Genomic DNA, 23193 nt, shown 5'->3' on the forward strand with positions numbered 1-23193 from the left:
GCTATGCCTCATTCAAACAAATCCGTGCTTAAGTATTTAAGGCCGGAATCGTTAATTGTAAGTGCAATGCGGGCTCCGCGTTCTCTCTCTTGCAATAGCTGCAAGGCTGCGGCGATGTTCGCGCCGGAGGAGAAGCCGGCGAAGATCCCTTCCTTCTTGGCCAGCTCTCTTGCAGAGGCAATCGCATCGGCATCAGTAACGGTCAAGTAATCGGTTATTAGTTCGCGATCCAGCAAAGGCAGCTGCATGCTATATCCGCCGCCTTGGATGCGGTGATTAGGGTTCAGCATCGCTCCTCCTGCCAGGTACGGCGCTTGATCGGGTTCAACAAGATAACATCGGATCGACGGCTTATATTGCTTGAATGCTTTCGCACAGCCCGCGAATGTCCCGCCGCTCCCGGCGAAATCGACGAACACATCGATTTCGCCGTTTGTTTGTTCCCACATTTCAGCAGCGGTATGGAATTCGTGGGCATGCGTATTTCCCGGCCGTTCAAATTGATCGGCTCGAAAGGCCTCACTCTCTATTGTAATTCTTCGCGCTTCCGCCTCTACGAGAGCTAAGCTTTCTCCCGAAACTTGCCCCGGAGCGGAGCCCGGCGCTTGGTCTACTACTACTACCTCAGCGCCGAGCGCCATCATCATGCGGGCTCGTTCGTAGGAATTCCCTCGTGACATGACCGCGATAAACGGATACCCCTTCACCGCGCAGACGATCGCAAGGCCGGTCCCGGTGTTGCCGCTCGTCAGCTCGACGACGGTCTGCCCCGGTCGCAGGCTGCCATCGCGCTCGGCTTCCTCGATGATTTGCAGCGCGATCCGGTCCTTCTTGCTGAAGCCGGGGTTCAAATACTCCAGCTTCGCATAGATCGTCCCTTCGAAGCCGGCCGTCAGCCGCGATAGATGCACCATCGGCGTATTGCCGATCGCTTGATGAACGCCGCTCAACAATTGACCTCTCATCGCTTCGTTGTACCTCCATGGAGTGGATTTTTCATCGGGTCCTGCCAGCTCCGGGCGACTCTGAAGTCCTCCTGCTCCAGCACTTGCAGCAGATCGGGGATATCGAATGCGAGCAGCAGCCCCGGAACGATGATGCCGGATTCGTACCGGTGCGAGTCCGCTTCCGCAAACGCCCGGAAGCTTTGCAGCAAGCCTGCCGCATGCAGCCCATGGCAATCGCCGCTCAGCACGGCAGCATAAAGGGCCGTAAGCGCATGCTCTTCCTGCCCAAACAGCTTAATCTCCGCCCGTTCATAACCGGGCGTTCGCTTCAAGCCGCTAATCGCGGCAAGCACGTCCGCGACCCGCATCCCTTGGAGCGATCGGCCCAGCATTCTGGCATTATAGCCGCTCGCCTTCTCCGGTTCGAACATGCCGAAGGTGCATGCGGGCTCCATCGCTGCAGGTCCCGTGCCCCGCGGATGGATCGCAAGCGCCGCATCGTATCCGGCCTCGCGGGCTTGCTCGAGTCCCTGCCCGTCGATGCCGCCTACAGCGAGGCAAACGCGAGCCGGATCCCGCCGATCCGTGAGGAGATGCACGGTTCCTGTAAGCGGCATGCCCTCTTCGGACTCGAATGCAATCGCCCCAGTCTCGTCGATGGCTAACGGCTCGGATTTCATCGCGCTGTCAGCCGGCAGCTGCAGCAGCTCTCTTAATTGCTCGCGAACCGCTGGCAGCTTCAACTGCCGCTTAACGGGAAGCTGACTCAGCCGCTCCCTGATCATGTCCGGCAGCGTCCCGCCGAATGTGGCTTCGGCTGAAGCATCGCCGGCTTCCAAGCACAACAAATCCGCTTCCGCCGGCAGCCGCTCGTAATCAATCCCTTTCTCGGTCACGAAGTCGACGCCAAAGACGCGGCAGAAGAATCGGAGCACCTGCTCCCGCATATCGTGCCAGAATCCGTGGCCCTTCATCGTGACGTGCAGCTCCAACTGCTCCTCCGCTTCGAGCAGCCGGTACAGCTTCTTCGATTCAATGAACGCATCGCGCACGCCGTCGATCGGGAAGAAATCGAACATGGCGGCGCCGATTAAGTACGGCCTCGGCGCCGCAGCCGTCACGAGATCGCTATGGTCGAGCCCGCGCGCCATAAAGCCGGGCAAGCATTGCTCCGCATCCTGCGCCATGATCCGGTAGAGGAGCGAGCGCAGCTCCGTAATGTAACAGCAAGGCGCAACCGCCTTGATTCGGTCGTCGTAAGCGCCCATATAAGCAGACATCGTGCCGCCGCCGGAATTACCGGTTACGCCGATGCGTTCCGCATCCACTTCCGGCCTTGTTAGCAAGTACGTCAACGCGGCGATATTGTCCCGCATCATATACGCGCCGAGATGCTCGCCGAGCAAGCTAAGCTTCTCGTCGAGGAAGCAGTGGGCGGCGACCGCGTCCATCCATTGCCCGCCGTCGCCCCCTTCCGCTTGCGGCACACGCCTCTCCCCCTGCCCGATCGGGTCGAACGTCAATACGCAGAAGCCGTTCATGACCGCTTCGACGCAGAACGATACATAAGAACCGTAAGCTTTCCCTTCGTTGGCATGGCCGTTAAACAGCAGCAGCGCAGGCAGCGGACCGCTTCGCTGCTTCGGATAATAGAAGCTTCCGGTCGCGAAGAGTCCCGGCACCGTTTCGATGCAGACCTTGTCAATGCTGTAACTCCCTTGATCCAGCGATCCCGTTACCGTTGCGCTTTCGGCAGCCGGAGGCAACGGCCCGACGGAAGCGCGAATAGCTTCCCGAACCTGCAGCCGATACGCCGATGCCGATTCTTTGTCGTTCACTTGCTTAATCACGGTCTTTCTACTGACCAAATAATTCGTGTTTAACCGGTCCAAATATCGCCGGAACGGATGGCTGTGAAACCGCTCGATAGTCGGATAATCGTCGATATAGGACAGCTCTCGCCTGCGATTCGCCTGTTCTTCCTGCAATGAGTACTGACGCATAGCCAGCTCCTTTCGCTTTTCGATTATCGCCACCCGATGATAAAGAGGGAGAGAGTTTCCTCTCTCCCTCGCATGGGGAAGGCTTATTTCCACTCGCCTGCGATACCGTTCTCGTCCAGCAGACGATTGACATCGTCGATGATTTCCTTGCCGCCCGAGTTCAAATATTCCTGCACCATTTTATCCCAATCGTTGATCGATTCCTGGCCGACGATCATCTTGGTCGTATGTTCGGCCACGACTTGATCCAGCTCGGATACTTTCGCGTACAGCAAGTCGGAGTGAATGCGGTTGACCGGGTCCAAATACGTTTTCTTCGTCTTCAGCATATCGACCGCCGACTGCACGAACCCTTTCGTGAACGGATCCTGCAGCACCATCGCCGGCTGCGTATCTTCATCCGTCGGTGCCCAGTAACGGATTCCCAAATACGTCGAAGGCATTTCGCTGAACGCGCCGTCGATACCGAGGGCCACGCCGTTCTCCATGTTATAGCCTTTGCCTACGCCGCCGTACTGCCAGTCATACTCCGGATTTTGATCGTTGCGCTGATCAACCGGAATGAACGTCATGAAGTAATTGATCATTTCTAGAATACGATCGATTTTCTCCGGATCGTCCGCAAGCTTCGCGTTCAAGCTGTGCAGCTCGTAATAGCCCGGCAAGCCCATGAACCCTTGTTGGCCGTCTTCCTGCGCAAACGGTGGAATGACCGCTAGCTCCGCTGTCGGGTTCGTTTCCTTCAGCGTTTTGAAGCGCGTTTCGGAAATATCGTAAGGCTGCTCGTAGAAGATACCGACTTTGCCGGCGAAGAAATCTTTGCGGACGTCAGCCGACTTCGTAACGGCCCAGTCCTTGCTGATCGCGCCTTCTTTATAGAGATCGTTCAGGAGCGTAACCTGCTTCTTGAAGCCTTCGGAGATATTGCCCGGAATCAGCTGGCCACTCTCGTTCTTGTTATACCAGCCGCTGTCCCACGCCGCGCCCATCCATGCGCCGTAAACGATGGACTTGGCGAGGCCAAGACCGAGCGTATCGTTCTTGCCGTTCTTGTCCGGATCATCCTTCGCGAAAGCGATGGCCACTTTCTTCAGTTCATCGTAGGTGGTCGGCATCGACAGACCGAGATTGTTCAGCCAGTCTTGGCGGATGATCGGCTTCTTGCCGTATTTGGAAGGGAAGTAGTTCGGAATCGCGTAAATCTTGCCGTCGACCGTCACGGCATCCCAGACGTTCTTAGGGATGTTCTTGATCGCATCGTATTTGTCGATATAATCGTTCAGCGGAAGGAACGCGCCTTGCTTCGACCATTTCACGAAGTTGGCATCCACGCCTTCCATGCCGATAATATCAGGCAGGTCGCCGGCCGCCATGACGACCGGCAGCTTGTTCGCATATTCGTCATACGGCACGAATTGCGATTTCAGATCGATGCTGAACTTCTCGTTGATCATCTTGGCGCCGTTGCCGTTCGGGTCCGGAAGCGGGCTGGCCCACGTGCCTTGAATGGTGCTGATCTCGAAATTTTTCTTTTCTTCTGCAGCAGGCTGCTGGTTCGTTGATGCAGGCTCGTTCTCGGTCGTAGCCGGCGTATTGCTGGAGTCGGTCTGTTCAGCGGTGTTAGCAGGTTTGTTCGTATTGTCGTTCGAGCCGCCGCATCCGGTTAGCCCGGTCATGATACTTACGGCTGCCAACAGCGTCACGAGCTTTTTCGTTTTCATGTGTAGCCCCTCCCTAGTATCCCTCTTAATGGTATGCCGAATCTGGACGCAATTACAATCCTGCTTTTTAACCTTTTACCGAGCCCAGCATCACCCCCTTGGCAAAATGCTTTTGCAGAAACGGATACACGATCAGAATCGGAACCGTCGCCAAAATAATCGCGGCCATGCCGATCGTCTCCGGCGGAGGCAAGTGCGCGGATCTCGCGGCTTCGCGAGCGGCGCTCGCTAGCGTGTTGGCAGCGTCGTCGAGTATGACGATTTGCCTCAAGATAACCTGCACGGTCCATTTGGACGGATCGTTCAAATACAAGATGGCCGTGAAGTAGGTGTTCCATTGACCGACCGCGTAGAATAAACCGAAGGCGGCGAGCGCCGGTTTGGACAGCGGGAGAATGATGCGCGTATAGATTTGCCAATCGTTCGCGCCGTCGATGACGGCGGCTTCGTTCAGCTCCTCCGGAATGCTCAAGAAGAATTGGCGCATGACGATCAAGTTAAAGGAGCTGATCGCGTCCGGGATGATAAGCGACCAGTAGGAATCAATGAGCCCCGTCGCTTTGACGATCAAATACGTCGGGATCATGCCTGCGCCGAAGATGAAGGTGAACAGGACAAGGAACAGATAGAACCGTTGTCCCCACAGCCTTCTGGTCAACGCGAAAGCCATCGTGGACGTGAGGACCAGGCTCACGATCGAGCCGACGATCGTAATGTACACCGTTACGCCGATCGACCGGATAAATTCTTTGGAGTCGAAGATGAAGCGGTACGCATCGAGCACCCAATGTTTCGGGAACAGCAGAAGCTCCGTATTCATAAACTCCTCATAGGAAGAGAACGAAACCGCGGTAATGTAATAGAACGGAAATACCATCACTAACGACAGCACCACCAGCAGCAATAAATTGATGCCATCGGTTATGCGATCCGACAACGTACGCTTGATCGGCATGGCTCGCCAGCTCCTCCCTTAGATTAAAATACGCCGTCTTCGCCGAACTTCTTGGCAATTTTATTGGCCGCCAGAATAAGTACCAGGCCGATAAGCCCTTTAAACAACCCGACCGCCGTACCGAAGCTGAAATCCGACTGCTGGATGCCTTTGAAGTATACGAACGTATCCAGCACGTTTCCGACGTCCATCGTAAACGGATTCAGCATGAGGAAGATTTGCGTAAAACCGGAATCCAGCACGCTGCCGAGCCGCAAAATCAACAGGATGATAATCGTGCCTCGAATGGCCGGGAGCGTGATATGCCACAGCTGACGCCACCTGCTCGCACCGTCCACAATCGCCGCTTCGTAGAGGGTCGGATTCACGCCGGCTAGAGCGGCCAGGAAAATAATCGTGCCCCAGCCTGCTTCCTTCCAGATGACCTCGAGCACGATGAGCGGCATAAACCATCCCGGCTGCTGCAGAAACGGAATCGCCTCCAGGCCGAAGGCCATGTTCAACCCCTTGTTGACGATGCCTTCCGTCTTCAGGAAAATCGTCACGATGCCCACGACGACGACCCAAGACAGGAAGTGAGGCAAATAGACGACGGATTGAATGATCCGCTTCACCCTTTGGTTCTTAACCTCGTTGAGCATCAAAGCGAGCACGATCGGCACCGGGAATGCAAAGGCGATTTGCAGAAAAGAAAGCCAGAGCGTGTTCCACAGCACCCGGATTACTTCCGCATCCTCGAAGATGCGTTTAAAATGCTTCAGCCCTACCCATTCGCTCTCGATAAAGCCTTTAAACGGGCTGTAATCCTCGAAGGCGATAATGTTGCCCAGCATCGGGACATACCGGAACCAGATGAAGTACAACAGCCCCGGCAGCAAGAGAAGAAATCCATAGCGCTCTCGGAATAGACGGGAGGCAAGCGACTTGGCCGGCGCCTTTTTGCTCTTGATTACGGTTTTGCTGGCTTCCACGGATGTTGTTGCCATGCTGCTTCTCCTCCCTGCTTCGATTTCGATCGTATCTATTGTTTGATATAACGGATGAATTGCGGGAACGCGATTTCCGGCTCTTCGATCTCCGGCACCCAACGTTTCTCCCACTCAAAAGACAGCCAACCCTCGTACCCTTTCTCAGCAAGCAGCCGGACGCATTCGCGGATCGGTACGTCGCCTTCGCCGGCGAGCGTAATTTGACTATGCATGTCCGCGCCTTTCGTATCTTTGATATGCGTATGCTTAATGTAGCGCCCTAACCGTTCATAGGTAACTTCAAGCGGTTCCCCGTCTTCGTACTTATAGGGATTGTTAATGTCCCAGAGCACGCCGAGCGCGCTGCTGTCTACTTGATCGATCGCTGCCAGCAAGGTGAGAGAATCCGAGAAATCTCCGTGCGTCTCAATTAATACGTAGACCCCCTTGCCTTCCGCATGGCGGCAAACCGCCTGCCAGCCTTTGGCAACCTGCGCAATCGTTTCTTCGCGGGCATCTTTGTCCGGGATCGCATCCCCGAATACCCGAATGTAGGGCACGCCTAGCTTGACCGCCAAATCCACTGCTGCTTTTCCTTCTTCGATGGAAGCTTCGAGCTTCGCCGGATCGTGAAAGACACAAGACGTATCCAGGCAAATGATTTCCAGGCCGTATTCTTTTAGTTGGTTCATGGACTGCTCGATATTTGCCGGCAGAAACGGCGTACATTTATGAAGCGCCATTTCCGTTTCGATGCCGCGGACTTCAATGCCGTCGAACCCAAGCTCGGATGCTTCTTTCAAAATTTTCTCCCAGCTCCAAGTCGGACAGCCCAGCGTGGAAAATGCCAATTTCATCGACTAGCCTCCCGTTTGTTTCGCCATCGTTTCGCTTTCGCTGATTCCAATGTAACGGATGTCGGATACCTATGAAAATTGCTGCTTTTTTCACTAGTTCATTTATTTTGTGCTGGCCATTAAATTCGTGAAGAACTGAAAAAAGCGACTAGTAAAGATACGGTAAATTCGTGAACCATGCGAAATTCCTACAGTTTCCCTTTGCCATACGAAGGCGCACAATTAGGATAGCGCTTATATAGAAGGAGTTGATCCGATATGGAGCTTTCGGTGTGGGCCGTGAATGACGGCGAGAAGGTGTTGAAGGAAGATTTGGAGAATCCGAACAGAAACGGAAACAGCGTATGGGATGGCAGCCTGATTCGATTGTTCGGGGCAAGGAACGAGACGGTCGCGTTCCAGGTTATCGTAGAAGCAGGCAGCACAGAGGTTGCCGGCCTATATGTCGAGATGTCCGAGCTTGTTCATGCGGAGTTCGGGGAATGCCGTATCGAAAATGCCGCTACGCTCGATGAAGATCCCTCCAATTCCGTTGGCCGGCGTATCGAAGTGTTCACGCAGCATTATTTATACGTCTCCCCCGATCTCGGAACGGCGCCTCAATGGTTCTATGCGGAGTCCGCTCCTCCGCTTCATCGCTCCGGCTGGATACCGGATGCGCTTATTCCCGCAGATGCCAAGCCGCGGCTTGGCGGTCAACCCGTGCACATATCGCCCCGCTCCAACCAAGGCTTCTGGATCGATGTGTATGTTCCGCGCGAGGCGTCGTTGAAACCGGGGATCTATCGTGGCACGGTGACCGTACGGCGCGGCGAAGAGCTGGTCGCGAAGCTGCCTGTCGAGCTGCAGCTCTATGATTTTGCGCTGCCCGACGAGAATCACTCGGTCACCTTCGTGTATGCGAATGAAATCGATGAATATTTTCCGGATACACCCCATATTCGGGATCGGCTACGCAGAATGGCGCATCGCCACCGGTTTGATTTGGTTGGCTCGGATGTGCACAACCATCGTTTTGACGCTGAGGTGCTGGAGCAATATGCGCCTTACCTCGATGGATCGTTCTTTACTAGAGAGAACGGTTACGAAGGCCCGGGCGAGCATGTTGGCGAAGGCGTATTTCCGGTCGGGATGTACGGAGGTAAAGTGCTCGGAAGCGAACCGGCGGAAATTCAGCGCGAAGCGGACAAGTGGGTGGATTATTTTGAAAGTATAAATTGGCCCGGTGTTTACTTCAGTTATTTAATTGATGAGCCGCTCCCGGCAAAGTACGAATGGATTAATGCGCAAGCAGCTATCATCCATGCCTCGGAAGGTTCCGGAAGCAGGCTTCCACTCTTAACGACACGCAAGTTTACGCCCGAAATCAAGGATGCCATCGACATTTGGTGCGCACATACAGTGGATCCGATTTCCGTTCAACAGTGTGCAGAAACCGGTGATAGATTATGGTTCTATAATGGCTATCGTCCCTATCACGGGTCGATCATTCTGGAATCCGAGGCAGTCGATATGCGCGTGAATGCTTGGCTGCGCTGGCGATACGGCATTGAAGGGTATTTCATCTGGCATGGCACGCACTGGCGCCACAACCATCAAGGTCCTCGCGGCCGCTGGAATCAGAATGTATTTCACTATCCGGTTACGTTCATGTATGTAGCCAAAGATGAATCCGCTTATTACGGCGAGGATGGTGTCCATTTCGGCAATGGAGACGGCCTATTATTCTATCCCGGTCGAGATCCGTTCTTCCGCGAGCAGGACAGAGGAATCAACGGCCCGATCAGCTCGATTCGGATGAAGAATCTCCGCCGCGGCATCCAGGATTATGAATATTTATGGCTTGCTTCGATGGGCGGCAGCCGTGCAGAGGCAGATGCGATCGCCAAAGCTGCCGTTCCGACCGGGATGCATGAAACTGTTGCAGGTGCGCAAGCTTCATGGTCGTCAAACGGGAGTGACTGGGACAGCTACCGGAGGAGCGTGGCGGAGCTGATTGTCGCTTCGGCTGTTGACTTGAAATAGAAGCACTTCATACCTTTGCGAAACGGGGGTCTTGTGCATTGACCGTTAACTCTAGGAAAGTCATTGTCATTGGCGAGTTGAATGTGGATTTGATCTTCGCCGATTCCGATATTCAGCCTGAACCGAACCGCGAGAAGCTGATTCGGGAATTTCGTCTTGCGTTAGGCTCTTCTTCTGCTATCACAGCGGCTGGCTTAGCTGGATTAGGCGTGGACGTTTCTTTTGTTTCCATTGTCGGCGCGGACGAGTTCGGCCGATTCTGCGTGAAGGAATTAGAGCGGCTTGGCGTTGATGTGACGCATGTCGTAATGGACGGCAATGTGCGCACCGGAGTTACGCTCTCCCTATCCGACGGAAGAGATCGCTCGCTTCTCACTTATATGGGGGCAATAGGTGCCGTTACGCCGGCTTTTATCCCTGAGGAACTATTTCGCGAGGCTGCTCATGTTCATTTCGGCTCGTATTTCCTGCAAGAGCAGATGAGGCCTCATTGGGCAGAGGTGTTTAAGCAGGCTAAGTCGAATGGCCTCACGACTTCCTTCGATTCCGGATGGGATCCGACTGAGAACTGGGATCGTGAACGGGTACGATCACTGCTTGCTTTGACGGATTGGTTCATCCCGAGCGAAGAGGAAGCGATGCGGATATTTGAAGTGGATACGGTCGAAGGATTGCCGGCCTGCCTACCGGAAGTTCGGGGTGCAGTCGTGGTGAAATGCGGAAGCAAGGGCTCGATGGCCGTATACCCGGATGGGCTGGTTGAGTTTGCACCTTCCTTCTCTGTGAATCCGGTGGATACAACGGGTGCCGGCGATTCGTTCAATGCCGGGTTTATAGCGGCCAAACTCGACGGCCAAACCGATTCCGAAGCACTCACATTGGCTAATGCTTGCGGGGCACTATCTACACTTGCGATTGGCGGCGCCGGCACTGTTTCTCGGGAGGGATTGTTAAAGCTGTGGCCGAAAGGATTGCAGGCAATATGACGGAAGGGTTGAATGGACTTCCGATTGTGTGTGCCTCCTTGAATACAGCAATCGATAAACAATTAGTCCTCCCTGCTTTGCATCTTGGTGAGGTAAATCGGATCTCGAATGTGGATGCAACGGCCGGAGGAAAAGGACTGAATGTCGCGCGAGTGGCGAAGTCGCTCGGTGCGCCGGTAATGGCGACCGGATTCGCCGGAGGCAGCAACGGCTCGTGGATCATGAACAAATTGCAAGAGATCGGCCTTGAGCATCAGATGATTATCATCGAGCAAGAGTCGCGCATTTGCTTGAATATCATCGATGAGGGTGGGCGCCGTTCGACCGAGTTGTTAGAACCCGGGCCAGGTATATCGCTCGAGGAGAAAGAGCGATTTATTGCGCTATGGCGAAGCTTATGTGTGTCAGGCAGTTGGCTGACGCTTTCCGGCAGTTTGCCGCGCGGGCTGGGAGATTCCTTCTATGCGCAGCTTATTGCAGAAGCCAAGCTGGCCGGCGCGAATGTTGTGCTGGACACGAGCGGCACACCGTTGGGGCTTGGCGTACAAAGCGGTCCTCATACGGTGAAGCCGAACGAGGATGAATTTCGCCAATGGTGCGGCTCCAATCCTCGCGATTATGCGGCCGTTCGCCTAGCGGCAGTTCGGCTCGGTGAGTACGGCGTACAAACCTTGATTGTTTCTCTTGGCGCCGATGGCTGCCTTGCCGCTAAACCGGACGGCCAGCTGTGGCTGGCGATCCCTCCGACCATCCAACCTGTGAACACGGTCGGTTGCGGCGATTCCTTTGTCGCCGGCTGGACCGTCGCATGCTCACGCGGCTTGGACATCTCGGCAGCACTACAGTTCGCCGTCGCCGTCGGCACCGCTAACGCAATGACTCCCGGCACCGGGCAAGTGAGTTTAGCGGCTGTAGCGGAGCTGGTTCCGCGAGTGACGGTTACGAGGCTATAATTTGCGATTGTTTGCCATTACACCAACACTCTGAAGCTAGTTTTGTTGAAAGAGTTGCTCCTAGAGCAACTCTTTCTTCTTTTCTACCAATTTTGAGCAAAAGTGTGGCTCCTGGAACTACACTTTTTTCGAATTTACCACTTTTATACGCATGTGTGGCTCCTAGGGCTACACTTCCTACCAATCCACCTCTCCTCAACACATGTGTGGCTCCTAGGGCTACACTTCTTTCGGTTTCCCACCAATGTAGATCCTTAGGTGAGCTTCCTAAGCATCTGTCACCGGTTTTCATGTAAATGTGTGGCTCCCCGAGCTACTCTTTCCACGAATCAAGCACTTTGCGGTGAATATGTGGCTCCTTGAGCGACACATCTACTCAAATCCGCCACTTTCCACCGAATGTATTGCTCCTAGAGCGACACATCTACTCAAATCCGCCACTTTCCACCGAATGTATTGCTCTAAGAGCTACACTTCCCGCGAATCCACCACTTTTTGGCGATTGTGTGGCCCCCATGACAACACATCATTCTCCCCAATAACGAAACGGCCGCTTCCAATAAAGGAAGCGGCCGTTTCGCAACTACATATTCAGTCACGCCAATCCAATAGGACCCCGAGCGCGACTTCTTTATTATTCAACAACAATTCATACCCCTGTTTCGCTTGCGTACTCGGCAGCTTATGCGTGATGAACGGTTCCACTGCCAGCTCACCTCTTTCGATAAGCTGCAGCAACTCCCGGTAGAGCGCGCCTGACGACGGAAGCCCGTCGATATCTTTCACAGAGGCATGCGCGCCGATCAAGCTGACGCCTTTGCGGTGAATATGATCGTACACGTTCACGGTCACTAACCCACGTGTCGAGCCCAGCAATATCACCTGTCCATGCACTCTGCACAGCTCAAGCGCGGTATTCACAAGTGCCGGAACCCCTGTTGCCTCGACAACGATATCCGGGTCTTTACCGCCTGTAATCTGGTGAATGGCTTCCAACATCCCCGTCCCCGATTGCACGACATGCTCCAAATTCGTCATTCGGGCTAACTCCAGCCGTTCAGCTACCACATCGACCCCGATGGGAATAGCCCCCTGCCTCGCATACAGCTGCGCCGCTAAATTCCCGACCAGCCCCATGCCAAGCACAACTACATAATCCCCTTCTCTAACCCGCGACTGCAGAACGGATGTCATGGAAATTTCGGCAATTCTGGCGAACAGCGACAGCTGTGGATCTGCTCCGTCCGAGAGCTTCACGATCTCCTCATCGGATGCCCCAAACACACCATAACTCGCATGATGCCCTACTGTAAAAACACGATCCCCCACTGCAAAATCAGTCCCGGCGCCTGCTGCGACCACTTCCCCAACAGCAGCATATCCCGGATAAAACGGGAATTTCGCGAAGCGATTCCGCGGGTTATCAATGTCAATGTGTGTGCCCGTATATAGCGCAAGCTCTGTACCTGGGCTGATTAAGCTAAACGTAGTCTTGACCACTACTTGATCATCTAACACAGCACTAAGATCAAGATTCCCCTCTTCAACTGCAAGCGCAAATGGCCCGGGAAATACCAGCTTCGTAACTTCCACCTGAGTCATGTTTCACATTCATTCCTTTCCCCATGACGATACTGCCCCGCAAATGTCACGGCACCGATCAAACCGGCGGAATCGCCTAATTTCGCTTTCAGAATCGCAGGTTTCTTCGCATTGACATATCGTGCATGGATTTTGTCTCGGATCGGACCGAGCAGCAGCTCGCCGGCTTCCGCAACGCCGCCCCCGATAATGATGGCATCCGGATTCAGCAAACAGACGGCCGTCAGCAATTTGGAGCCAAGCACCTCGCCGACGTATCGAAAAATCCCCTGTGCAACAGCATCACCGGCCATAGCCGCAGAATAGACATCGAATGCGGTAGGAGCGCGGTCCAATGAATGCAATAAAGTGCTCATTCCGCCCTCACGTTCAACAGCCTCACGAGCCATTCGAGCTATTCCGGTCGCAGAGACAATGCTTTCCACACATCCCTGCTGACCGCAAATGCAGAGGCCAACAGCCCCTTCCACAGGATCATGAGCAATTTCCCCGGCAAAATAATCCCCACCGACAAGGATACGCCCCTCGGCAAAGATTGCCGCCGCAATGCCTGTACCTACCGTCACGCAAAGCACATTCCGATAGCCTAGTCCGGCACCTGCAATAACTTCGCCAAGCGCATAAATTCTCACGTCGTTGTCGATTCGCACCGGAATGCCCAATCGCCTGCTCATGTGCTCTGCGAACGGTACATCGAACCACCCCAAGTTCGATGCCGCTTCTGCCCTTCCGCGAACAGGATCAATAATGCCGGGAACGCCCATGCCGCAAAGAGCCAAACCATCTGTACAACCGGCTTCCCGAACCAGTGCGAAGATTTCTGCGGTAAGCGATTCGAAGAATGTCTCGGGATGATCCGTCTTTTTCGGCAAATGAGGCAGCAGAGTAGGGATCGACTTTTTCTTCAGCAATTGCATCGAATGATCGAAAATACCAATTACCGTGTTAGTACCGCCAATATCTACGCCAACATAAGCTTGTTTCACAGCAATTTCTCCCGCATCCGCCGTCGCCGAGTCAGCCATCCGTCGCCCTCCGATAGACCGCCTTCCCGCGAACAAATGTTGCCACGACTTCGAGGTTCTGGTCCAGCAGGAGGAAATCCGCATCTTTTCCCGGCTCAAGCGACCCCTTACATGCAGAAACACCTGCTTGACGCGCGGGTACCATAGTCATGGACGGCAATAGTTTCTCTAGCGGATACCCCGTAAACCGGATCGCATTGCGCAATGCTTGAATCATCGTCAGCGAACTTCCGGCCAAACTGGAACCATCCTTCAAATAGATCTGTCCGTCATGCATCGTCACTTCACCATAATCGCCATCCGCAAGACCGGCACAGGTTACGGCATCCGTAATCATGCAGACATGATCCGGCCCTTTCGTATCGAACAATAGCTTCACTACCGCGGGATGAACATGAATGCCATCGCAAATCAGTTCTGCCGTCAGCTCCTCCAGCATGAGTCCCGCCCCGGCCAGGCCGGGCTCGCGATGATGCAGCGGGCTCATCCCATTAAAGTGATGGGTGGTATGATTCAACCCGCAACCGACAGCTTCGCATACCTGATCGTAGGTGGCGTTCGAATGTCCCGCCGACACGGTAATCCCAAGACTCACCAGCTGTCTTACCGCTTCAAGCCCTCCGCGCACTTCCGGTGCAAGAGTCACCAATCTAATTTGCCGATCAGCTACTTTAATAAGCTTCTCAATCTCCAATCCATCAGGCTTACGAATATCGGCTTTACTCTGTGCTCCACGCCTCAGCTCATCGATATAAGGCCCTTCCAGATGAATCCCAATCAGCTCTGCCCCCGAGACACCTTCGCGAACGGCTGCTGCGATACTACTCAATGCATTTTCAATTCGCTCTATTGGCGCTGTCGTCGTTGTCGCCAGGAACGAGGTCGTCCCATTCGCCGCATGGAATCTGCTGATGCCGTCCAAATGCTCATATTCCCCCGACATCGCACTGAAGCCATTGCCGCCATGTATATGGACATCTATAAAGCCGGGTATGAGTAGCAAGCCGCTGACATCCTTCAGCAGCACCTCGGAATCCACGCTGAGCTCCGCCCCGCCGACTATTTCGGCTATTTTGCCATGTTCATCTACAAGTACCTTTCCTTGCTCCACGATGCCACTAGGTGTATAAACGGAGGCGCCGACATAACATACGAATTGCGCTGCCATCGCTTCATCCCCTTTACTTAATCAACTGGGACATGTATTCATTCCTTAGATTGTGCCAAGCAATCGTTTATGCCGCTCCGTTGCAAACTTGACCAAACCAGCGACTTGCCGGTTAAATCGAAGCTCCCCTTCTTCCGCCGTAGCATCCGAATACAGCATCGAGCCGCCAATGCCAAGATGCTCCCGCGCATGCCCCACATTCGCTTCCATGTTGACTCTGTCCTTGTTCAAATGCAGCATCATGCTCGTTTCAATGCCTGCCGCATGATCGCTGGCACGACGCGGATCATCCGCCTCCATCAGCAAATAATCCATTGTAAAACAGACCGGCTCGAAACCATCCGGTGATTTGCAATGGTAACACACTTCATCGAGCACATTTTGCTGAATGGCGGGATTATGACCGGATACGAGCACGACGAGCTTAAAGCCGCGATTCAAGTAGTTTCGACATGCATTAAGGAGCAGCGCAGAGAACAGAGCCGTATCTATGGCATAAAAGGAACCCGGAAGCTGGTAGCCAGCAGTCGCATCCATGCCGTAGCCGATTCCAAAGCCCGCATCCCAATAAGCATCCGCTGCAAAATGAATCGCGGGCATCACAACGCCGCCCGCCTGCTTCGCCGCTTCCAAACATAAATGCTCGGCTTTGAGCGAATCGACGCCAAGCGGATTATGTCTCCCATGCCACTCCAACGTACCGAGTGGCTGAAATGCAACAGGGAACTGCTCTTGAATAGACAGCAGCTCCCCAGGGCGCAAGTAGATCGCCCTGACTTCATCAGGGATCGGTTCATTAGGTATTTCGTTTCGCACTTTATCTGCTTCATAGTAGGTTCTCATGTTCAATACCTCCGCCCATTACACATGTTCCAAGTAACGATGCTTAATTAAAGCAAGCGACACATCGCCTTCTAACTCCCAGATCGATTTGTTGAAAATCTCCACCTCGATCGGGCCATTATAACCCGCTGCTTCAACGGCCTTACGAATGCGCCGCAGATCGATAACCCCATCCCCCATCATGCCCCGCCCCATAAGCAGGTCAGGCGTCGGCACAATCCAATCGGACACATGATACCCGACGATTCTACCGGCTGCTCTGGCAATCTGTTCATATAATGCCGGATCCCACCACACATGAAACACATCGACAACGACGCCGACTTGATCAGGTCTGTACCGCTCGGCGATTTCGTTCGCTTGCGAAAGTAAATTAATGACGGAACGTTCAGCCGCATACATCGGATGTAGCGGCTCTATGCCAAGCGTGATCCCATGCGACTCCGCATAGGGTACGAGCTCGGCGATCCCTTCTTCCACCATAAGTCTCGCAGCGGCGATGTCTTTATCCGGTGCCGGACCGCAGACAAGGACAAGAACATCCGTTCCGAGCTCTGCCGCTTCTTCGACCGCACGCCGATTATCATCCATCCGCTGCCGGCGTTCTTCTGCGGTAGCTGCCGGAAACATGCCGCCTCGGCATAAGCTCGATACCTGAAGCCCGGAATCACGAATCAAGCGCTTGGCTTCCATTAATCCCGTTTGGGCGAGTTTATGACGCCATAATGCAATCCAAGGAATATCAGCACGAACGCATGCTTCCACAGCTTCCGGCAGAGATAATCGATCCGTCGTGATTTGATTCAAGCTCAGCCTATCGAAGGTATTCAATTCTCTCAAACCGATCACTCCCCTCTACTCTATACCTGCCAGTGCAAGTACTCGCTTCATGCGATGTACAGCCAGCTCCGGCTGTGCCAGCAGTCCCGCTTGATCGGCAAGCGTAAACAACTCAGCCAGATGAAGGATTGACCTTGCGCCTTCCGCGCCGCCCAGCATTCGAAAGTGGGATTGATGTCCGTTCAGATAGGCCATAAACACAATGCCTGTCTTATACGCATAGGTCGGGCGACGGAAAATATGCCTGGACAACGGAACTGTCGGATCGAACAAAACACGATACCGTGCCGCATCCCCTTGATCGAGCGCATGAAGCGCAGCTGCGGCAACCGGCGCGATCGCATCGAATATGCCGAGCAAGGCGTGGCTGTAACCTTGCTCATCGCCGAGAATCAGATCGGGATAATTGAAATCATCCCCCGTGTACATGCGAACGCCGTTTGGCAGCTTCCGCCTCATCTGCACTTCTTTATCCGCATCGAGCAGCGATATCTTGATGCCATCTACCTTATCTCGATGAGCATGAATGATACGAAGACACACGTCCATCGCGGCATCAACGTTGTGCTCGCCCCAATAACCGGCCAGCGCCGGATCAAACATGTCGCCGAGCCAGTGCAGAATAACCGGACGGGATACCTGCCGCAGAATCGTGCCGTATACCCGTTCATAGTCCTCGGGCGACTTGGCCGCTGCAGCCAGTGCGCGGCTTGCCATCAGAATGACTTGCCCGCCTCGGCTTTCGATATATTCGCATTGCTCTTCGTAGGCGCGAATGACCTCATCGATCGTAACTTGAGGTCCCGGCAGAAGCTGGTCCGTTCCGGCGCCGCAAGCGATTCTCCCCTGAACCGAGTTCGCTTCCTTCAAGGAGAGACCAATCAGCTCTTTGGCTCGGACCCAATCCAGCCCCATCCCCCGCTGGGCCGTGTCCATCGCTTCCGCTACTCCAAGGCCAAGCGACCATAGATGATGCCGATACGCCATCGTGGTCTGCCAATCGATCGCCGCGCCAAGCAGCGGCTCTGCTTCAGCGAAAGGGTCACAGACGACATGCACGGCGGAGAAGGCAATTCGTCCTTGCAATGGCACAGCAGGTGAGGCAATCGGCGCTGTTCCTGCTAGCTTGTATTCATATAATCTGCCGCCTGTACGCGGTAGCAATAAGCTTTTTCCCATCATCGTCATCTTAACATTCACCCCCTACAGCTGCAGAGCCGGCACGTCTATCCAGCGGCGCTCCGCCCACGATTGCAATCCAAGCTCCGCCATCTGCGTTCCTTTCGCACCTTCAAGCAGATCCCATTGGAATGGCACATCCTCATCCACGACATGCTTCAAGAAGAGCTCCCATTGCACCTTAAAGCCGTTTTCGAACACTTGATTGTCCGGTACTTCCTGCCACTGCTGCGTGAATTGGAACGGATTCGGAATATCCGGATTCCACACCGGCTTCGGCGTATTCACGCGATGCTGCACTTTACAATCTCGAAGTCCGGCAACGGCGCTGCCTTCGGTGCCATCCACTTGAATGGTCAGTAAATCATCCCGATCTACGCGCACCGCCCACGAAGAATTCGCTTGTACGATGACGCCATTCTCAAGAAGGAATGTTGCATAAGCCGCATCATCGGCGGTACACGCATAGCGCTCGCCTCGCTCATCCACACGCTGCGGAATGTGGGTTGTACCAAGGCATGACACCGACTTCACTTTCCCGAACAGATTGTCCAGCACATATCGCCAATGCGCGAACATATCGACAATAATACCGCCGCCATCCTCTTTGCGATAATTCCAAGATGGACGTTGTCCCGCCTGCCAATCTCCCTCGAATACCCAATAGCCGAACTCCATTCGTACGGACAGGATCCGGCCAAAGTAACCCGAATCGACCAGCCGCTTCAGCTTCAATAAACCCGGTAAGAACAATTTATCCTGCACAACGCCGTTCTTGACGCCCGCTTCCCTCGCCAGACGCGCTAGCGCCAGCGATTGTTCCAGGCTGTCCGCCGTCGGTTTTTCGCAATAGATATGTTTGCCCGCAGCAATGGCTTGTTTCATGCTCTCTGCTCGTCGATTCGTTGTTTGGGCATCGAAATAAATCGAACAATTCGAATCCGCCAAGCAAGCGCTCAAGTCCGTGCTCCATTTTTCAACCCCATGTTTCTGTGCCAATGCCTGCAGCTTATGCGCTTGTCGACCGACCAGAATCGGATCCGGCATAATCGTATCTCCATTCGCAAGCTGGACGCCGCCTTGATTTCGAATCGCCAGAATGGATCGGATCAAATGCTGGTTCGTGCCCATTCGTCCTGTAACGCCGTTCATAATAATACCGATGGTATGAGTAGTCATTTGAGCGTACCTCCGTTAGGTAGATGTTGGGTAAAGATAGGATAGGGCGCCGATAATCGGACGCCCTGCTTCAATCCCTGTAAACGTATTAATTTCCGCCGTTCTTCACATACTCGAAAGCGCCAATATCGATTTTGCCTTTCTCCGGTCGTTTCTCGCTATTCTGATGCAGCACATACTGTTTCTCGATCAAATCGCCATATTGCCCCGGCAAGCCCGCTCCGGCATCGATAAGAGCAGAACTTGCGCTGAGCTTGTAATTCTGCCCCATTAGCGAGACATCGATTAGACCCGGATCCGTTCCTGTTAACGTGCCACTGTTCTTAGTCGGTACACGAAGCGGCTCATTGAAGTCATAGTAATAGCCTGCTGTGAACCAGTTGTTGCGCAGCTCGATAGAACCGTCGTCATCCGTAATGACTAGCGGAGCCGGGTTTGCGCCGGCTTTATGGAATACATTGTTGCGTGCATCCACATGTTTGCCCGGTGCATAGAACAGCACGGTCCGTTCGATACGGCCCGGATCTTTCAAGCCAGGCACGCCGTCTTGTCCATAAACACGCTGCTGTCTGTACGTCACCACCGTATTATTGAAGAAGTTCAGCGTTCCATGACGATCCGGAACGGTTACGTTATCGCCGCCGAAGTTGATAATCTCATCGTCGCCCCATGTATCGAACAGATGATCACGTTCAATCAGCACATTGGCATAGACGAACGAGCTATTATACGTGGGATCGAATACGATACGAGGAGAATCCTCGGCATCATCAAGCGCAATTTGCCTTCTGCCGCCCTCGATCCAGTTGTACCGCACGACCGTTCCGGCACCGCGGTCCTTCAAACCGTAACCTTGCGAGCCCGGCAGCAAATCGCCATAATGGTTATTTTCATAAACCGTGCCGATTGCGGCGATATAGCTGTTATGTTCGAACATTCTGCCGACGTTGCCGTTGCCATAGATGGAATTGCCTTGGATAAGCAGATTTTTCGACGCGTAATCAATGACCGCTCCTTCCCATACATACATCGAGGATGTCCCGAATATGCCGTTTCCGTTGTCATGAATCTTATTGTTGCGGAGCGTAACGTGATCGCCGTTATCGATCCAGATCCCGGAAGCGTTGAATCCATAGCTGGCAAGTGCTCCGCTTGCGTTCACATATTTCTTCGATGCATGGGCGTTATAGACTTCAAAATTCTCGAACGTCACATACTTCGCGGGCTTGCTGTCTTTGCCGATACGAACGAGCGAGCGGTTCGCGTTAGGAACCGGATTCTGTGCTCTGAACACGGCCCCGTTACCGTCAATCTTCGGAAGCTCGCCGTTAGGACCGGGAACACCGTGAATGATAATCGGCTGCTCCTTCGTCCCTTCCGCGAAGATGCCCAATTTCTCTTTGTATGGCGCTTCGCGGTAATACACATAAACAACATCGCCCGCTTTGAGCGTTTCCCATGCAAAATCATTGATGTTCTCGTAGGTTTTACCGGGACCGATCTCGACCGTTGCCGGCGGCGCTTCGTTCACACCGGGCTGCTTCTTCGAGGATCCCGGCTGCCAGTTCTCGTATTTCACGCGGCCCAGGTCGAACCGGAACGTCAGCTTCTCCGAGTCGGCTGCTCCCGACAGATCGATCGGTTCCTTATAAATCATCCAAGAGGTGCCTGCGTTTCCGGCGACAGAAAACGCAACACATTTGGAATCGCTGACCCCGCAGTTCTTCGATTCGATCCCGTTGATGGAGTAGGTGTAGTAGAGATCCTCTTCACTCGTAAAGTTCTGGAAGTAGAAGGGCTTATCCGCTTGATTCGTGTAGATGGACGTGCTGCCGAGGGTAATCTTGTCCACGTATACAGCGTCCTTGTCTGCGGGCCATCCGCCAACCGGTTCGCCATCGTCATTAAGAGCTGCTTCGGCAGGTACAAATGCAATGCTGCCCAGCCGCCCATCGGTCACGAGCGTTTTCAATACGGAGACAGGCATTTTAACGGTTTGAAATCCGTCCTTCTGATCCACCTCGAACGCAAAGCTTGTAGCTGCATCATACGCTCCGCTTTCCGGATCAACGTTAAATAACGCCTTTAGCTTGAATGGTGCTGCCGCTCCGTCCGCTGAACCAACGCTGCCGATCATGAGCAGTGAGAACAGCGTCGAAACCATAATCGTAATCATCAAAGCTCGTCTGGGTGATTGCTTGACCATCCCTACAAACCTCCCCGAAATCGAAATTTGAATTATTTGTCTACTTGAACGTACCGCAGAATGTCCCCATAAACTACAGTAGCCTTTTGCGAACCTTCATCCTTCTTCGACTAGTTTAAAATCTGACCTGAATCTTAAAAAAAGAGAAGAACCAACAGGCTCTTCTCTCCGAATCATGCAGCGTGTTTCTAATACTCAAATGCTCCGATGTCAAGCGTTCCGTTCACTGCGCGAGCCGCGGATAATTGATGCTGCACATACTCGTTGCTGACCGGATAAGCACTTGCGTTTGCATGCAGCGACGTGCCCGCGTTAATAAGGGCTGATCCCGTAGTAGGACGCAGATTCAGCGTCGAGAAATTCGTGAAGCCCGGCGATGATCCCGTTATCGTGCCGGAATGGGTTACCGTTCCGCCCGAACCGCTCGCGATGTTCGTATAGCCCGTGTTAATCCAGTTGTTGTACAGGTTTGCAGTTCCCGTCTGGTCGATGATGCGCAGCGAGGAAGTCGAAACGCTCTTATAGTACACATTATTGCGTACATCCGCAGTTTCGCTGCTCGTAGATAACCTCAGCATGGTAGCGTTGGTGGTCCGATTCGAAATGATCGTATTGTTATACAAATACAGCGTGCCTTTGCGGTAAAGCGACGTTGTGCCGTTATCTCCGCCATAATGGATAAATTGTGGATTGCGCGTATCATTTGGCTTAATAAGCACGTTGCCGTAGACGAAAGTCTTATTGTAATTGACATCGCTCGTAATGGCGGCCGCGTCATCGCCTTCCACCAGATCGATCTGACGATTGCCGCCTTCGATCCAGTTATAGCGTACAACAGTACCTGAAGAGCGGTCCTTCAGATTGTTCCCGGTGCAGCCGCTGCACAGATCGCCCAATCGGTTGTACTGGAACGTGATGCCGATTGCAGCGGTATAGATGTTATGCTCATATACGCTGCCGCTGTTGCCATTGCCGTAGATATAGTTCTTCTCGACAAGGATATTGCGCGAAACCCCGGCATCTGAGCTCGCAACGAACAGTCCGTTACCGCCATCCGTGATGATGTTGTTGCGGAACGTGAGGTTCTCGCCGTACTCGACGAAGATCGGCGAGGCAGCTTTAACATAGGCTGCAGATGTGCCGGCATTGTTGGTATAGTTGTAGCCTAATTTGGCGCCGCGGATTTCCAAATTCTCGATCGTGATGTATTTCGGCAGATTGCCTGTTGACGGATCGGATGCGCTGCCTGCGAATCTGGCACCGCCGATCTTGATGACGGAACGGTTATCGTTCCAGAAATCAAGCGCCGCCCGCGTCGTTGCCCCGTTTCCGTCGATTACCGGACGTACGCCGCTGGCATTCGGAACGCCGGTTACCGTGATAGGAGCCGTTGAAGTACCCATTCTGGAGATGACGATTTTCTCCTTGTAAGGCGTCGAACGCCAGTAGATCTTGACCGTATCGCCTGCCGCCAGTGATTCCCACGGCACATCCCCGATATTGGTATATGTTTTGCCTGGGCCAACCTCGTAGATCGTAGCAGCATAAGCTTTCTTGATCTGGGGCGTAAAGCTGAATACCCCCATTACGAGCGACAACGCAAAAAGCACAACCAACGATTTTCTTCTCATCCTCTTCCTCCTCGTTTCGTTTGTTCACCAGGTCATGACTGCGCCTAGGATGTACCCGCCTGCCCTGTGGTGGCGCATAACAGGATGTAAATCGGCTGCTCATCT

At 53.7% G+C, this 23193-nt stretch carries 18 protein-coding genes; 3 read left to right on the forward strand and 15 right to left on the reverse strand.

Annotated features, from left to right (window positions below; all coding sequences use genetic code 11):
- Window positions 1-8: 8 nt before the first annotated feature.
- From BM412_RS10655 to BM412_RS10680, 6 genes are all read right to left on the reverse strand, one after another.
- Entirely contained in the window at window positions 9-965 is a 957-nt protein-coding gene (locus tag BM412_RS10655; RefSeq protein ID WP_091217341.1) for a PLP-dependent cysteine synthase family protein, read from the reverse strand.
- Window positions 962-2983, reverse strand: coding sequence for an alpha/beta hydrolase family protein (locus tag BM412_RS10660; protein WP_143111591.1), 2022 nt, complete (start codon window positions 2981-2983; stop codon window positions 962-964). Before BM412_RS10660 ends, BM412_RS10655 begins: the two co-directional genes overlap by 4 nt.
- 50 nt (window positions 2984-3033) lie before the next feature.
- Window positions 3034-4671, reverse strand: coding sequence for an extracellular solute-binding protein (locus BM412_RS10665; protein WP_091217346.1), 1638 nt, complete (start codon window positions 4669-4671; stop codon window positions 3034-3036).
- A gap of 67 nt (window positions 4672-4738) precedes the next feature.
- A complete protein-coding gene (locus BM412_RS10670; RefSeq protein ID WP_091217349.1) occupies window positions 4739-5626 on the reverse strand; it encodes a carbohydrate ABC transporter permease in 888 nt (295 codons plus the stop codon).
- Window positions 5627-5649: 23 nt separating this feature from the next.
- The gene (locus tag BM412_RS10675; protein WP_091217350.1) at window positions 5650-6612 is read right to left on the reverse strand and encodes an ABC transporter permease; all 963 of its coding nucleotides are present in this window, start codon (window positions 6610-6612) and stop codon (window positions 5650-5652) included.
- A 35-nt stretch (window positions 6613-6647) separates the two neighbouring features.
- Window positions 6648-7451, reverse strand: coding sequence for a sugar phosphate isomerase/epimerase family protein (locus BM412_RS10680; RefSeq protein ID WP_091217353.1), 804 nt, complete (start codon window positions 7449-7451; stop codon window positions 6648-6650).
- 258 nt (window positions 7452-7709) lie between these two features.
- Between BM412_RS10680 and BM412_RS10685 the strand changes: the two genes are divergently transcribed.
- The 3 genes from BM412_RS10685 to BM412_RS10695 are packed head-to-tail and all read left to right on the forward strand — an operon-like array spanning window position 7710 to window position 11415.
- Window positions 7710-9476, forward strand: coding sequence for a DUF4091 domain-containing protein (locus tag BM412_RS10685; RefSeq protein WP_091217355.1), 1767 nt, complete (start codon window positions 7710-7712; stop codon window positions 9474-9476).
- A gap of 38 nt (window positions 9477-9514) precedes the next feature.
- The gene (locus BM412_RS10690) at window positions 9515-10462 is read left to right on the forward strand and encodes a carbohydrate kinase family protein (RefSeq protein WP_091217358.1); all 948 of its coding nucleotides are present in this window, start codon (window positions 9515-9517) and stop codon (window positions 10460-10462) included.
- Window positions 10435-11415, forward strand: coding sequence for a 1-phosphofructokinase family hexose kinase (locus BM412_RS10695; protein WP_091217360.1), 981 nt, complete (start codon window positions 10435-10437; stop codon window positions 11413-11415). Before BM412_RS10690 ends, BM412_RS10695 begins: the two co-directional genes overlap by 28 nt.
- A 591-nt stretch (window positions 11416-12006) precedes the next feature.
- Here BM412_RS10695 and BM412_RS10700 read toward each other — a convergent pair.
- From BM412_RS10700 to BM412_RS10740, 9 genes are all read right to left on the reverse strand, one after another.
- The gene (locus BM412_RS10700; protein ID WP_091217363.1) at window positions 12007-13017 is read right to left on the reverse strand and encodes a zinc-binding dehydrogenase; all 1011 of its coding nucleotides are present in this window, start codon (window positions 13015-13017) and stop codon (window positions 12007-12009) included.
- Window positions 13014-14042 carry an ROK family protein gene (locus BM412_RS10705; RefSeq protein WP_177245763.1) on the reverse strand — a complete coding sequence of 343 codons (1029 nt, stop codon included), beginning with the start codon at window positions 14040-14042 and terminating at the stop codon, window positions 13014-13016. Before BM412_RS10705 ends, BM412_RS10700 begins: the two co-directional genes overlap by 4 nt.
- Window positions 14035-15210: an N-acetylglucosamine-6-phosphate deacetylase gene (gene nagA, locus BM412_RS10710; RefSeq protein ID WP_091217368.1), complete on the reverse strand. Its 1176-nt coding sequence runs from the start codon at window positions 15208-15210 to the stop codon at window positions 14035-14037. The genes BM412_RS10705 and nagA overlap by 8 nt, the downstream gene beginning before the upstream one ends.
- Before the next feature lie 45 nt (window positions 15211-15255).
- The gene (locus BM412_RS10715; RefSeq protein WP_091217369.1) at window positions 15256-16053 is read right to left on the reverse strand and encodes a creatininase family protein; all 798 of its coding nucleotides are present in this window, start codon (window positions 16051-16053) and stop codon (window positions 15256-15258) included.
- A gap of 18 nt (window positions 16054-16071) precedes the next feature.
- Window positions 16072-16893: a sugar phosphate isomerase/epimerase family protein gene (locus BM412_RS10720; protein WP_177245764.1), complete on the reverse strand. Its 822-nt coding sequence runs from the start codon at window positions 16891-16893 to the stop codon at window positions 16072-16074.
- A gap of 15 nt (window positions 16894-16908) precedes the next feature.
- Window positions 16909-18072 (reverse strand): dihydrodipicolinate synthase family protein, encoded by a 1164-nt coding sequence (locus tag BM412_RS10725; RefSeq protein WP_091220334.1) that lies wholly within the window; start codon window positions 18070-18072, stop codon window positions 16909-16911.
- Window positions 18073-18096: 24 nt separating this feature from the next.
- The gene (locus BM412_RS10730) at window positions 18097-19251 is read right to left on the reverse strand and encodes a Gfo/Idh/MocA family protein (RefSeq protein ID WP_091217372.1); all 1155 of its coding nucleotides are present in this window, start codon (window positions 19249-19251) and stop codon (window positions 18097-18099) included.
- Window positions 19252-19339: 88 nt separating this feature from the next.
- Window positions 19340-21457 carry a right-handed parallel beta-helix repeat-containing protein gene (locus BM412_RS10735; RefSeq protein WP_091217375.1) on the reverse strand — a complete coding sequence of 706 codons (2118 nt, stop codon included), beginning with the start codon at window positions 21455-21457 and terminating at the stop codon, window positions 19340-19342.
- A 188-nt stretch (window positions 21458-21645) separates the two neighbouring features.
- Window positions 21646-23088, reverse strand: coding sequence for a hypothetical protein (locus tag BM412_RS10740; protein ID WP_091217377.1), 1443 nt, complete (start codon window positions 23086-23088; stop codon window positions 21646-21648).
- Window positions 23089-23193 lie beyond the last annotated feature (105 nt).

The organism is Paenibacillus sp. BC26 (assembly GCF_900116125.1).
Lineage (GTDB): Bacteria > Bacillota > Bacilli > Paenibacillales > Paenibacillaceae > Paenibacillus_Z > Paenibacillus_Z lignilyticus.

Coding starts and splice junctions, on each gene's coding strand:
- BM412_RS10735 (WP_091217375.1), bottom strand. CDS start 21,457: ATGGTCAAGCAATCACCCAGACGAGCTTTGATGATTACGATTATGGTT.
- BM412_RS10680 (WP_091217353.1), bottom strand. CDS start 7,451: ATGAAATTGGCATTTTCCACGCTGGGCTGTCCGACTTGGAGCTGGGAG.
- nagA (WP_091217368.1), bottom strand. CDS start 15,210: ATGGCAGCGCAATTCGTATGTTATGTCGGCGCCTCCGTTTATACACCT.
- BM412_RS10715 (WP_091217369.1), bottom strand. CDS start 16,053: ATGAGAACCTACTATGAAGCAGATAAAGTGCGAAACGAAATACCTAAT.
- BM412_RS10725 (WP_091220334.1), bottom strand. CDS start 18,072: ATGGGAAAAAGCTTATTGCTACCGCGTACAGGCGGCAGATTATATGAA.
- BM412_RS10700 (WP_091217363.1), bottom strand. CDS start 13,017: ATGACTCAGGTGGAAGTTACGAAGCTGGTATTTCCCGGGCCATTTGCG.
- BM412_RS10675 (WP_091217350.1), bottom strand. CDS start 6,612: ATGGCAACAACATCCGTGGAAGCCAGCAAAACCGTAATCAAGAGCAAA.
- BM412_RS10730 (WP_091217372.1), bottom strand. CDS start 19,251: ATGACTACTCATACCATCGGTATTATTATGAACGGCGTTACAGGACGA.
- BM412_RS10685 (WP_091217355.1), top strand. CDS start 7,710: ATGGAGCTTTCGGTGTGGGCCGTGAATGACGGCGAGAAGGTGTTGAAG.
- BM412_RS10740 (WP_091217377.1), bottom strand. CDS start 23,088: ATGAGAAGAAAATCGTTGGTTGTGCTTTTTGCGTTGTCGCTCGTAATG.
- BM412_RS10655 (WP_091217341.1), bottom strand. CDS start 965: ATGAGAGGTCAATTGTTGAGCGGCGTTCATCAAGCGATCGGCAATACG.
- BM412_RS10670 (WP_091217349.1), bottom strand. CDS start 5,626: ATGCCGATCAAGCGTACGTTGTCGGATCGCATAACCGATGGCATCAAT.
- BM412_RS10705 (WP_177245763.1), bottom strand. CDS start 14,042: ATGGCTGACTCGGCGACGGCGGATGCGGGAGAAATTGCTGTGAAACAA.
- BM412_RS10665 (WP_091217346.1), bottom strand. CDS start 4,671: ATGAAAACGAAAAAGCTCGTGACGCTGTTGGCAGCCGTAAGTATCATG.